At 72.8% G+C, this 13,100-nt stretch carries 8 protein-coding genes; 5 read left to right on the top strand and 3 right to left on the bottom strand.

The window, feature by feature from the left end; all coding sequences use genetic code 11:
* Nucleotides 1–25 precede the first annotated feature (25 nt).
* The 4 genes from UA75_RS20440 to UA75_RS20455 are packed head-to-tail and all read left to right on the top strand — an operon-like array spanning nt 26 to nt 6,895.
* The gene (locus tag UA75_RS20440) at nt 26–1,117 is read left to right on the top strand and encodes an ATP-binding protein (RefSeq protein ID WP_075741629.1); all 1,092 of its coding nucleotides are present in this window, start codon (nt 26–28) and stop codon (nt 1,115–1,117) included.
* Complete coding sequence (locus UA75_RS20445; RefSeq protein ID WP_075741630.1) at nt 1,117–3,522, top strand: DUF5682 family protein; 2,406 nt, start codon at nt 1,117–1,119, stop codon at nt 3,520–3,522. Before UA75_RS20440 ends, UA75_RS20445 begins: the two co-directional genes overlap by 1 nt.
* Nucleotides 3,519–4,661, top strand: coding sequence for a VWA domain-containing protein (locus tag UA75_RS20450; protein WP_075741631.1), 1,143 nt, complete (start codon nt 3,519–3,521; stop codon nt 4,659–4,661). Before UA75_RS20445 ends, UA75_RS20450 begins: the two co-directional genes overlap by 4 nt.
* A complete protein-coding gene (locus UA75_RS20455; RefSeq protein ID WP_075741632.1) occupies nt 4,658–6,895 on the top strand; it encodes a hypothetical protein in 2,238 nt (745 codons plus the stop codon). The genes UA75_RS20450 and UA75_RS20455 overlap by 4 nt, the downstream gene beginning before the upstream one ends.
* A 465-nt stretch (nt 6,896–7,360) precedes the next feature.
* Here the strand turns inward: UA75_RS20455 and UA75_RS20460 are convergent, their stop codons facing one another.
* The gene (locus tag UA75_RS20460) at nt 7,361–8,005 is read right to left on the bottom strand and encodes a response regulator (RefSeq protein ID WP_075741633.1); all 645 of its coding nucleotides are present in this window, start codon (nt 8,003–8,005) and stop codon (nt 7,361–7,363) included.
* Complete coding sequence (locus tag UA75_RS35210) at nt 8,002–9,975, bottom strand: histidine kinase (RefSeq protein WP_075741634.1); 1,974 nt, start codon at nt 9,973–9,975, stop codon at nt 8,002–8,004. The genes UA75_RS20460 and UA75_RS35210 overlap by 4 nt, the downstream gene beginning before the upstream one ends.
* 812 nt (nt 9,976–10,787) lie before the next feature.
* Between UA75_RS35210 and UA75_RS20475 the strand changes: the two genes are divergently transcribed.
* Nucleotides 10,788–11,969, top strand: a complete 1,182-nt coding sequence (locus tag UA75_RS20475) for a serine hydrolase domain-containing protein (RefSeq protein WP_157434321.1) — start codon at nt 10,788–10,790, stop codon at nt 11,967–11,969.
* A 77-nt stretch (nt 11,970–12,046) separates the two neighbouring features.
* Here the strand turns inward: UA75_RS20475 and UA75_RS20480 are convergent, their stop codons facing one another.
* Nucleotides 12,047–12,805 (bottom strand): alpha/beta fold hydrolase, encoded by a 759-nt coding sequence (locus tag UA75_RS20480; RefSeq protein WP_075744015.1) that lies wholly within the window; start codon nt 12,803–12,805, stop codon nt 12,047–12,049.
* Between the last annotated feature and the right edge of the window lie 295 nt (nt 12,806–13,100).

Genomic DNA, 13,100 nt, shown 5'->3' on the forward strand with positions numbered 1-13,100 from the left:
GACCCGAGAGAGACCCCCGACACCGATGTCCCAGGACAGCCTGCAACGACCGCCCGCCGAGATCCGGCACGCCGACGAACTGACTCGGCTGCGCGCCGAGGACACCAGGCATCGGCCGCCCGGCTGGGCGCTGAGCCTGTCGGCCGCCCGCCGGTTCATCGTGGGCGACGAGCGCGCCCGCATCAGCCGCAAGTTCGTCGGTGACCCCTCGCTGATCGATCGCGCCCTGGTCACACTGGCCACCAGCCGAGGCCTGATGCTGGTCGGCGAGCCGGGCACGGCGAAGTCGCTGCTCTCGGAACTGATCGCGGCCGCGGTCTGCGGCGAGTCCACGCTGACCATCCAGGGCGGCGCGGCCACCACCGAAGACCAGATCAAGTACTCGTGGAACTACGCGATGCTGGTCTCCGACGGCCCGTCGCCCCGGTCGCTGGTGCCCGCGCCGATGCTGCGCGGCATGGCGGAGGGGAAGATCGTCCGCTTCGAGGAGATCACCCGCTGCCCGCTCGAAGTGCAGGACTCGATGTTGTCGCTGCTGTCGGAGCGGGTGGTGGCCGTCCCCGAGCTGCCGGGGGCGGACTCGATGGTCTTCGCGCGGGAGGGTTTCAATGTGATCGCCACCGCGAACACCCGCGACCGGGGCGTCAACGAGATGAGCGCGGCGCTCAAGCGTCGATTCAACTTCGAGACCGTGTTCCCGATCGCTGACCTGCGCACCGAACTGGACCTCGTCGAACGCGAGGCCACGAACCTGCTGCGCCGATCCGGTGTCGAGATCGTGCCCAGCCGGGACGTCCTCGAAGTGCTGGTGACCACCTTCCGCGAGCTGCGCAACGGCAAGACCGCGCAGGGCCAGTCGATGGACCGGCTCTCCACCGTGATGAGCACGGCAGAGGCGGTGTCGGTCGCGCACGCCGTCGGCCTGCGCGGCTGGTTCCTCCGAGGCGAGGAGGGCAACGCCGCCGACGTCGTCGAGTGCCTGGCGGGCACCGCCGCGAAGGACGGCGGCGAGGATCTGGCTCGGCTGCGACGGTACCTGGAGCAGCAGGTGCCGAAGAAGTCCGGCGGCCCGCAGTGGCAGGCGTTGCACGACGCCCGGCACCTGCTGCCCGGCTGATGCCCGCCACCTTCCTCGGGGTCCGCCACCACAGCCCGGCCTGCGCCCGGCTGGTCGCGTCGACCATCGCATCGCTGCGGCCGGCGATCGTGCTGGTGGAGGGGCCTGCCGACGTCAACGACCGGCTCGACGAGCTGCTCCTCGGCCATCAGCTGCCGATCGCGATCTTCAGCTACTACCGGGACGCCCACCGAGCGCAGTCCTCGTGGACGCCGTTCTGCGAGTACTCGCCGGAATGGGTGGCGCTCACCGCCGGTCGCGCACAGGGCGCCGAGGTCCGGTTCATCGACCTGCCCGCATGGCACTCGGCGCTGTCCGACCGCCGCAACCGCTATGCCGACGCCGAGACCCGCTACTCCGCCGTCGTCGACGAGCTGTGCCGCCGGTTCGCCGTCGACAACGTCGACACGCTCTGGGACCACCTCTTCGAGGCCGAGGCCGACGACGGGCTGGCAGACCGGCTGGCGGCCTACTTCGACCTGCTGCGCGGAGAGCCCGCCCTCGGCGCGGCCGCCGACTCGGGCAGCGGTGCTGCCGAGGCGGGCGGAGTGGATGCCGCCCGCATCGCCGAGGCGGGCGAATCGGACACCGCCCGCGAGGCGTACATGGCCGAGTGGGTGCGGGCGGCGGTCGCCGAGGCGGGCGACCGACCGGTGCTGGTGATCACCGGCGGCTTCCATCGGCCCGCGCTGGTCGCCGCCGCCGCGACGCCGGGCACGAGCACCGAGCCGCCGGAGATCCCCCGCCCGGCCTGCGACGCGGTGAGCGGCAGCTACCTGGTGCCGTACTCCTTCACCCGGCTGGACTCCTTCGTGGGCTACGAGGCGGGGATGCCGTCACCGGAGTACTACCAGCGGCTCTGGGAAGACGGCCTGGATCGGGCGGCCGAGACGGCGATGGCGGCGGTGATCGAGCGGCTGCGGAAGCGCAGGCAGCCGGTGTCCACCGCGGACCTGATCGCGGCCAGGGCGGGGGCGGACGGGCTGGCCCGGCTGCGCGGACACCGCTCCCCCACGCGGACCGACATGCTCGACGGGCTGGTCACGGCGCTGGTGTCGGAGGACCTGGCGCATCCGCTGCCCTGGACGACCCGTGGCCTGATCGCACCGGGAACGCATCCGGCGGTGGTGGAGATGGTGGCCGCGTTGCGCGGCGACCGCGTCGGCGTCCTGCACCCCGACACCCCGGCGCCGCCGCTGGTGGCCGCCGTGTTGGCCGAGCTGGAACGGCACGTCCTCGTCGACGGCATGGTCACCCTGAACCTGGTCGAGGACGGTGACCGGGAACGCAGTCGGGTACTGCATCGCCTGCGGGTGCTGGGAATTCCCGGCATCGAACGGACCGCCGGGCCTGCGACCGGGGCCGATCCGGTCGCCGAGGAGCGCTGGGAGCTGACGGACGGCGAGCAGCGGCTGACCGCGTTGATCGAGGCGGGCGCCTACGGTGCCACGCTCGTCGACGCCGGGACCGCGCTGCTGACGGAGCGGGCGGGCTCCGCCGGGTCCGATGTGGACGAGCTGGCCGCCGTGCTGTTCGACGCGGCGCTGTGCGGGCTGGCGGAGTTGACCGAGAGCGTCATCTCCTCGGTCGAGGCCGGGGTGGCGGGGGCGACGGATCTCGGTGCGCTGGGCCGGGTGCTGGCCACGGTGCTCGGGCTGTGGCGCCATGACCGGCTGTTGGGCTCGGTGCGCAATCCCTTGTTCGGCGCGGTCGTCCATGGCGCCCTCACGCGGGTGTTGTGGCTCGCCGAGGGAATCCAGGCCGGTCCGGCGCCCGCCGACCTCCCCCGGATCGCGGCCGTGGCCGCCGCCAGGGACGCCCTGCGGCACGCCGAGGTCGAACTCGACCTGGACCGTGCCTCCGCCGTGGCGGTGATGCGCCGGATCAGCGTGGACGACGCGGCGCCACCGGACCTGCGCGGCGCCGCCGTCGGCTTCTGCTGGTCGGTGGACGGCGGCGTCCGCGATGCGGGCGGCGCGGCCAGAGCGGCGGCCCGGCCGCACACGCTCGGCGACTGGCTGGCCGGGCTGTTCGTCCTCGCGCGCGACGAGGTGCTGACCGACGGCGAGGCGGATCGAGGATCCGAGGTCGATTCCGCCGGAGCCGACGGTGCAGGCCGCTCCGATGTGCTGAGCGTCCTGGACGAGATCGTCGCCGCGATGACCGAGGACGACTTCCTCGTGGCACTGCCCGCACTGCGCGGTGCCTTCGAGTTCTTCCCGCCGAGGGAACGGGAGACGATCGCCGAGGGTCTGCTGGCCCGGCGGGGAATGCGCGGTTCGGCACGGGGGCTGCTGCGTACGACGGCGGACCCGCTGGTGATCGCGGAGGCCTCGGCCTTGGAGGCGCGCGTGTCCCGGCTGTGTGCCCGCGAGGGCCTCGTCTCGGCGGAGGGGCGACGATGACCGAGGAGAACCCGGATCTCCAGCGCTGGCGGCTGATCCTGGGCGCCCCGGCCGAGAAGCACACCGGGCCGCCGATCGGCGACGGTGCAGGCCGCGACGAAGCACTGAACTGGCTGTACGGCCGCGACCCCGAACTGGCCCGGCGCGGTGTCCGGCGCGGCGGCTCGCCAGGGAGCCGGGAGGGCGGCGACGGACCGTCCGTGCTGACGACAGTGGACTGGCTGGACGCGGTGCACCGACTCTTTCCCCGGGAGACCGTCGAACGACTACAGCGGGACGCCGTGGAACGCTTCGAAATCCTCGACGTCGTCACCGACCCCGAGGTGCTGGCACGGATCGAACCGAGTCAGAGCCTGCTTCGCGCGGTGCTGCGCACCAAGCACCTGATGAATCCCGACGTCCTGGCCCTGGCCAGGAAGCTCGTCGAGCAGGTGATCCGGGAGCTGATGGCGAAGCTGGCCACCGAGGTGCGGCAGTCCTTCACGGGGACCAGGGCTCGCAGGCCCAGCCGCTTCAAACAGGCTCGGAACTTCGACTTCCGGAGCACGATCCGCGCGAATCTGGGGAACTACCAGCCGGAACAGCGGAGGGTCTCCATCGAGGAGCCTCGGTTCTACTCTCGCACCCGCCGCGCGATCGATCAGTGGCAGTTGGTCCTGCTCGTCGATCAGTCCGGCTCGATGGCCGGATCGGTCATCCACACCGCCGTGACGGCAGCCTGTCTGTGGGGCCTGCCGGGGCTCAGGACGCACCTCGTCGCCTTCGACACCTCGGTGGTCGACCTGACCGACGACGTGACCGATCCCGTGGAGCTGCTGATGAAGGTTCAGCTCGGCGGCGGAACCGACATCGCCAAGGCGGTGCGCTACGGGGCGGGCCTGGTGGACAACCCGCGTCGCTCGATCGTCGCGGTCATCACCGACTTCTACGAGGGCGGGGACGCGCATCAGCTGATCCGCACGGTGCGCGCCCTGGTGGAGCAGGGCACCGTGGTGCTGGGCCTGGCCGCGCTCGACGAGGACGCGAACCCGAACTACGACCGGACGACGGCCGGCCGGCTGGCGGACGTCGGAGCCCAGGTCGGCGCGATGACACCCGGTCAGCTGGCGAACTTCGTCGCGGAGAGGATCGGCCGATGACCCGCTCCGACCTGCTGGCGCTGTCCACCGAAGCACTGGCGGCGCTGGCCAACCGAGGCCTGGTCAAGCGCGCGGCCAAGGACTTGGACGCGGGCGTCGTCCCGGCGGTGACGCTCGACGCCGACGGCACCGTGCACGGTCGCTTTCCCGACGGCGTCGGGACGGCGCTGCCCGGTGGCGTCGGGCTGGACGGCGCGCGCTGCGACTGTGCCTCGATCTCGATCTGCCGACATCGGATCGGGTTGGTGCTGGCGTATCAGCGGCAGGCGGGGGCGGGCGACGACGGGGCGGCGGGGGCCGAGCCGACCGGGGCCGGGGTGGCGGCGGCTGGTTCGGCCGGCCACGGCGGCGCGACGACCGACGTGGCGAGCGAGGTGGGCGTCCTGACAGCGCAGGCGGTTCCCGACGCTCCGACCGCCACGGAAGGCCCGACAGCTGGCGGAGACGCACGAGAGCAGCCTGCGTCTCCACGGTCGACGACATCCGGAGACCCGAGGGCTCGGGAGGACCCGGGAGATCCGGTGGCCGGGGACGCCGACCCGGCGGGCTCGGTGTCGGCGACCACCGCGCCCAGGCGCGCCCAGTGGTCCCCCGGCGACTTCGAGGACGAGGCGGTGCGCGAGCTGATCGGCTCGCGGGCGATGACCACCGCCCGCCGCCTGCACCGGGCGGGCTATTCGGCCAGAGTCCGCCGGTCCACCGAATCCGATCCGGTGGCTCGGGTCGAGCTGGCCTCCTGCACCGTGCGGTTCCTGGTTCCCGGCGAACCTGCCTATGTGCACACCGACGCGGCCGGGGCAGACCGAGGCGAGTTCATCGCGCTGGCCGTGTGGGCCTTCCGGGCGGCCGACGAGCGAGGACTGACCGAGGACGACGTCCGGCTGGACGTCGGCGACCGGGCCGACACCGCGACCTCCGGGATCGAGCCCGCCCTCGCACTGACGGACCGACTGCTCCTCGACGGTGCCATGCACGCGGGACCCGCCTCCGTCGCCGAGCTGCGTCGCGCCGCCGCGACCCTGCAGAGCGGGAATCTGCACTGGCCCGCCGCCACGCTGAGCGAGCTGGTGGAGCAGCTCACCGCCTATGCCGATCGCAGCGCTCACCATCGGAGCCTGCGGGTCGCCGAACTCCTCGTCGAGCTGCATGCCCGGCATCGGGCCGTCGTCAACGGCGGCGCCAGTCCGCGCTCGCGCGTGCTGGGCACCGACGAGCCCGCCAAGACTCCGTTGCGGCGAGTCCGCCTGACGAGCCTCGGCGCCAGGGTCACCGGAACGGCCGCCGACCGCACCGTGGAGGTGTTCCTCGCCCACATGGACACCGGTACGGTCCTGGTGCTGCGCCGCCGGTACGAGGTCGCGGAGGGCGAAGATCCGACCGGACACGATCTGGCGCCGCGACGGGTCGCGCGGGCGTCGCTACGGGCGCTGGCCGCCGCCGAGATCGTGTCGGAGACGGCATCGCGGACCGCGGACAGGCTCCTGCACATCGCGGACGGCCGGGTGGCCAGGACGACCGTGCTGCCGCTGGGCACCGCGTGGAACCGCCTGCCCGATCCGCTGCTCATCGACGACTTCGCGGCGGCGGCACGGGCGCGCGAGGGCCTGCCGCCCCGGCTGATCCGGCCGCGGGTCGAGGCCGAGGACGTGCACGTCGTCCGGGTGGCTCGCGTGGTCGAGATCGGCTACCACCCCGGCGACCAGCGGCTGGATGCGGTGATCGCCGATGCGGCAGGCACACCGATGACCGTCTCGGCGACCTACCGCACCTCGGCCCCCGGTGCGCTGGACGCGCTGGCCGAGGCGCTGCGCAGGCAGGACGGCGACGACCTGTCGATCAGCGGCCTGCTGACCAGGGTGCGGGGCGGGCTCGTCCTGGAACCGATCGCCGTGCTGGTCGGGCCGGACGTGGTGCTGCCCGATTTCGCGCCGGGCGACGGCGGGTCCGCGCTGGCGACGGCGATCCACACGCGGCCCGCACCACTGGACTCGGCATTGGAGACGGCGCTCCTGGTGCTCGCCGAGGCCGCCCATCGTGGTCTACGGCATCCCACGCCGGGCCTGCGCCGCCGGATCGAGGATGCGGCGACCGGTCTGAACCGGGTCGGCCTGCGTACCGGAGGGGCGTTGACGGCCGAGTTCGCGACCTCGCTGGCGGCCGAGGATCTTGTCGCCAGGGCCGAGTCCTGGCTGGCCGCGCACCTTCGCCTGCTGGTGACGACCGAGATCCGGTGACGACGGGCCGGATCGTGCCCGGTGCGGGTTCCTCGCCGAGCCTCTTCTGGTCGTCGCCGGGCGGGGCTCTCTGGTGGCGGACCGGGACTCGGACGAATCGCGCAGCCGGCCGGGCCGCCTGCGCGGGGCAGGAGGACCCGACCGCGTGCTCGGTTTCGCGGCGGCCGTGGTTCCCCGGCCGACCTCCCGCCAGGCGACGCGCGCCGGCTGTGGCACCAGCTCCTCCCGCGCTTGATCGGCACCGCCGAGGACGGAATGCGCGACACCGGGCTCGTGCTCCACCCTGTCCCGAGGCGATGTCGGGTCACGACAGGCGAACTGAGCGATCCCGGGCACGTCGAGCGAGCGCGGCGACGAGGACCGCTGCACAGCCACCGGCTGCGAGGGCCGCGTAGACGAGGATGAAGGCGACACCGGCAGGCGAGGTCGACGTGAAGATCAGCGCTGTCAGTGCGGACCGCCCACTCAGGTGATCCGCGCCCGCTGATCGACCAGCACCGCCTGGGTTCGATTGGCGCAGTCGAGTACGAGCAGGATGCGCGAGACGTAGCCCTTGATCGTCGGCTCCGAGAGGTGCAGTCTCCGCCCGATGGCGGCGTTGGTGAGCCCCTCGCCCATGAGGGTGAGGATCTCCCGTTCTCGTTCGGTGAGTCCGTCGAGCAGCCGCACGGCGGCCCGTCTGCGCTCGTCGGCGGCGGCGGTCGGCCGGAGCAGACCATGCATCGCCTGCGAGGAGAGCACCGCGTGTCCGTCGGCGGCGACGCGGACCAGGTTGAGCAGGTCCTCCGGCGGAGTGGTCTTGGCCAGGAAGCCCGCCGCGCCCGCACGCAGCGCGTCGAGGACATGGGCGTCCGAGTCGAAGGTGGTCAGGACGATCACGGCGGGCGGCTCGGGGAGGGCGCGCAGGTGCGGGAGCGCGGTGAGCCCGTCGACACCGGGCATCCGCAGGTCGAGCAGGACGACGTGGGGCCGTCCCCGTACCGAGGCCTCCACGGCCTCGGCCCCGTCGTGCGCTGGCGCGAGGACCTCCACATCGGCGCCGTCGGCAAGGATCGCGCCGAGATAACCACACACCATCGGCTCGTCGTCGACGACGAGGACCCGGATCACCCGACCACCCTAGAGCCTGTCGGTGCTCCCTGTTGTCCTGTTGCGTGGGGCAGGCGGCGATCTGCGGCGTTGTCGTCGGTCACCAGGACTTCGTCCTGGCTCCCTCCGGGCGCCGTGCAGCTCGTCCACGGCGATCCCCGCTCAGGACGGAGCGGGATCGACGACCGACTCTCAGCCGGCGGTTCCGACCCGCCGGGTGTGGCCGATCCGGCTGTCGGCAGGGTTGCCGACACCCGGAAACCGCCGTCGGGCAGCCTGCCCGCGCGGAGCGTGCCGCCGAGGAGCCCGACCCGGTGCCGCAACGCGGCCAGGCCCCGGCCCGACCCGGTACCGGCCAGCCTCGCCTCGGCGTGCTGGGCGCCGGTCGGCTCCGCAACGGCCTGCCCGGCGCAGGCTCGCCCGGCGCCGTTGTGGTCCGCCCCTGCCGATCCACCGCTACTCACCTCGACAGCGCCGGGTTCGGCACCGCTCGACCCGACGCCTGCCCGCCCGGCGTCACCCGGCTCGACCTCCGCCCGGCCGGTGCCTGCCGGGCTCGCATCGGCCTCCTCGACGCCGGGCCGGACCCCGCCCTCAACGCGGGTCTGCTCGACGCCGGAGCACCCGACCTCAGCCCACTCGGCGTCGCTCGACCCGACTGCAGTGTCCCTGCCTGCGGCCGCCGCGCCGAGGCTCTCGCAGGCGGAGTGCTCCCCGGCACCGCGCTCCGCCGCGCCTGCCGCCTCGGCATCGCCCGGCCCGCGACGATCCGGCTCGGCGAGCCTCGGCGTGCCTGCGGCGGCGAGGTGATCCGGCGCAGTGGCGACAGCGGTCCGCCCCGGCGCGGCGGTGCGGATCTCGACCCGCACGCGATCGGAGTCGTACCGGAGTTCGACCCGGACCGCCGCGCCCGCCGCGTGCTTGCGCGTGTTGGTCAACGCCTCCTGCACGACGCGCGCCACGGCCCGTCGCACGGCCAGCGGGACCGCCCTCGGCTCACCGTCTCGGTCGAACCGCACCGACGTCCCCGCCGACTCGGCAGCCGCGATCAGGTCCTCGACGTCCGGGTCCGGTGCGACGCCGCCCGCCCTCGGTCGAGGCTCGACGGCCGACCGGGCAACGACGTCGTCGGCCGCCGGATGTCCACTGTGGTCGAAAGCCGTGTCGGGGCCGGAATGCCGGACTTGATCGGCATGCAGCAGACCGAGGAGTTCCCGCAGCTCGTCGAGGGCGGCCACCCCGTGTTCCCGGACCACCCGAGCCGTTGCGCGGCTCCGCTCCTGGTCCGGAGCTCGCCGCAGCGCGTCGGCGGCCAGGACCATCAGGCTGACGCGATGCGTGACGAGGTCGTGCATCTCATCGGCCAGGCGCGTCCGTTCGGCCTGCCGGGCCGAGGCCAGCGCACGACGGTGGTCGCTCTCGACTCGACGGGCCTGCTCACGCAGCGCGGCCACCAGCCGCTCCCGCGTCGCGAGGAACGCTCCCAACAGTCCGGGCAGCACGGTCCGCAGCACCCCGGAGACCACGGTGCTCGTCGACGGCTCCCAGACCCGGACCGCCGCCAGCACCGCGACACCGATCACACCCCAGGCCACCAGGACGTCCGTACCCCGGCCGCCCTGCCTGGTCGCCATCCCCGACGCGATGAGGATCGCCAGGGGCGGCCATGGGTTGATTCCGCCGAAGTAGCCCGCCGTCTCACCCATCTCGCCGGTCCAGATCGGGAGCAGCACGGCGACCGCGGCCGCCAGGGTCGCGGCCGCGACCGCCCGAGGTCGCAGCAGCACGGCCAGGCTGCCCGCCAGCTGGACCGCCGCCGAGTACCAGCACACCAACGCCTCGGTGCTCTCTGCCGCGCCCGCCGCCGCGGCGAGCGGAACGGCCGGAGCAGCGGCGGCGACCAGGATCAACGCGGCGACGACCCGCGTCCGGGAGCGGGCGAGCCAGCCCCCGAGCCCGGTCGGTCGCCGCCGGGCGAGCAGACCCGTCACTTCCGGTTCCTCCTCATCGGTGTCGGTCGGCCGATCGGTGGCCCGGCCGTCGTCGATCGTCGCGCCGAACAGGCTGTCACCCGGCGGCCCACTCGCGGCAGGTCCACCTACGGCAGGCCCACTCCCAGCGACCCCATAGCCGGCAGGTCTACCCGCAGCAGGCCCACCCAAGCGAACCCATAGCCCGCAGGCCCACCTCCAGCGAGCCGGCAGGCGTCCGGTCCACCGACAGCAGTCCACTAAGGACATCCTTGTCCACTTGGGACGGCTGGCGGAGAAGCCGATCCTCCCCGATGAGCCCGCAGGCGGCTGGTTCATCGGCTGATCACCGCGACCCGGCCGACGTTCGGCGGCCGACGAGCCGGCTCACCGTGGCAGACCCGCAGGCGGCGGGCCGCACTCGGACGTCGTGATCCGGACGTGCGACTGCCGGACACTGGGCGACCACCCGCGATCGACGCCGGGGTTCCTCGCACGCCGTCACCCTCGCCCGACACCCCGCCGACCAGCCGAGCACACCTCGTCACCCGGCCGCTCCGCAGGTCCGGAACGGCTGCTCCCCGCGACAGTCCGTGGTGCGGCCGCCAAAATCCGCCAACCGAGACACGAGCATCACAGACGCCTCGCCCGATCCGACAGCCGCCGAAAGGTCCCGAACACCCGGACGAAGGTCGCCGCCTGCCGCCGTCCGTCATCCGATCGTCGGGCCTCCGGTGACCGATCGCCCGGTGCGGCGGACGCCCGGCCTGCGCTGCACTGAACGGGCTGTCCGTCCGCCGGTCGAATCGACCGCGCCGCCGAGAGGAATCCCCTTGTCGAACACCCGTCTTCACCCCGATCGCCGACGTCGCCGCCTCGCGGCATTGACCGCCGGGCTGATCCTCTGCGCGCCCCACGCCACCGCGAGCGCCACGACCGAGGCAGGCGCGCCTGCCGACCGCGCGACCATCGAGGCCGAGCTGGCCCGCATGGTCGAGGCGGGCGCACCCGGCGTCGCGGTCACCATCGCCGACGGCGCGCGACGATGGCAGGCCGCCGGCGGCCTCGCCGACCTCACCTCGGGCACGCCGATGCCTGCGGAGTCGACGTTCCGCGCGGCCAGCCTCACCAAGAGCATGGTCGCGGCCGCAGTACTCCGGCTCGTGGACCAGGCCAGGCTGTCGCTGGACGACACCCTCGACGAACTCGTGCCCGGCCTGGTGCCAGGAGAGGACGTCATCACGGTCGAACACCTGGTGCGGCACACCTCAGGACTCGCCGACTACACGGTCACGCTGGAACAGGAGACGCCCGCCGAGTACGGGAGTCGCACCTTCGCGCCTGCCGACCTCGTCGAGATGGGCGTCGCACTCGGTGCGGTCAGCCGCCCCGGCGAGGCGTTCCACTACTCCAACACCGGATACGTGCTGCTCGGCATGATCGTGGAGGCGACCACCGGACAGCCGCTGCCCGAGGTCCTACGGGACGAGGTCTTCACACCGGCGGGGATGGCCGACACCTTCCTGCCCGGCACCGAGCCGCGACTGCCCCAGCCTCATCCGACCGGCTACGTCGTGCTCGACGGGCAGCGGCACGAGGTCACCGAGATCAATCCGTCCTTCGCCTGGGCCGCCTACGGAGCGGTGTCCACCGCCGAGGATCTCCAACGGTTGTTCGCGAGCCTGCTGACCGGCGGGCTGCTCTCCCCCGAGCTGACCGCGCTGCTGCGCGACACCGTGCCCACCGGCCACGAGCTGTGGCCCGGTTACGGGCTCGGCATCGAGGAGATGACCACCACCTGCGGCGTTCGGCTGTGGGGGCACACCGGCAGCATCCCCGGCTACACGACGATGTCCTTCGCGACCGACGACGGCGCACGGCAGGTGAGCGTGCTGTTCAACCAGCAGGATGTGAGTCCCGACGCGGCGCTGATCGCGATCGGCTCAGTCAACATCGTCAATCTCGAGATCTGCGGCGAGCCCGCCGTCGACCTGTCGGAGTCGCCGACGACGTGATGCCGCCCGCTGTCCAATAGGCGCGGCGGACGCTGGCCGACAGCCGGTATCCGCCGCATCGCCGGACCAAACCCGGCTCAGGACGATCGACGCAGCGGCAGCATGGTGGGCACCGGATCGCAGGTGAGGAAGTCACGCACGATGCCGGTGCCCACCGCAGGCTTCTCGACCAACAAGAGGTGCGAGGTGCCGGGGACGACGGCCAGTTCGGACTCGGCGACACCCCGGTACAGCGCAAGCGTGTGCTCCAGTGCCACCAGGTCGTCGTCGCCGGTCATCACCAGGGTCCGGCTGCCGACGCCGCCGAGGTCGGCCGCCGTGAGCGTCGGGCCGGCCGCCGAGCAGCGCGCCATCTTCTCGGCCACCACGGGAAAGTGCTCGATGCCGTCGGGCGACACCTCGCCGTAGGAGTCGACCACGTCCTGCGGCATCTCGCCGTCACCGTCGAACGACACGGCGAAGCCGTCGCGGTGGAACACACCACTGACGAGGACCAGCCTGCGCACCAGGTCGGGACGACGCAACGCGACCAGCAGTGCGACGGCGGCGCCGTCGCTGTAGCCGACCAGGTGCGCGGGACCGCCGACGACGGTCGACAGGAAGCCGATCGTGTCCTCGGCCATCAGCTCCAGGGTGATGGGCCCCTCGACGTCGGGGGTGTGTCCGTGACCCCGCCGATCCGGGCTCAGGACCCGGAAACCGTCGGCGAGCGCGTCGAGGTTGCCGTGGAAGTCCCGTGAGTCGCTGAACCCGCCGTGCAGCAGAACCACCGGCTCACCACTGCCGTGCTCGTCGTACCAGGTGCGCACGCCGTCGATCTCGCTGTACTCCGCCATGTCGTCGGCGATCCTCTCGTCGTGGGGGGTGCGGGCTGACGTCGCGCCGGTTCGGGGCACCGACTCGACAGACACCGCAGCCGAACAGGGCTGCCCCGGCGGGCAGACACCCGATGATCGGCACCGACCGTCGACGTCGCAGTTCGACACGACACCGACCGCCGCCGGGATCGGTCGGCGGCGCAGAGCGGCAGCCGCCCGACGCGGCGCCGTCATCCAACCCGAGGCCACCGACAATCGGCCGGTCGCATCGGGCACACGACAGCCGGCCAGGACCGCCGTCCCCGTCGTCCGC

This window comes from Actinoalloteichus sp. GBA129-24, assembly GCF_001941645.1.
Lineage (GTDB): Bacteria > Actinomycetota > Actinomycetes > Mycobacteriales > Pseudonocardiaceae > Actinoalloteichus_A > Actinoalloteichus_A fjordicus.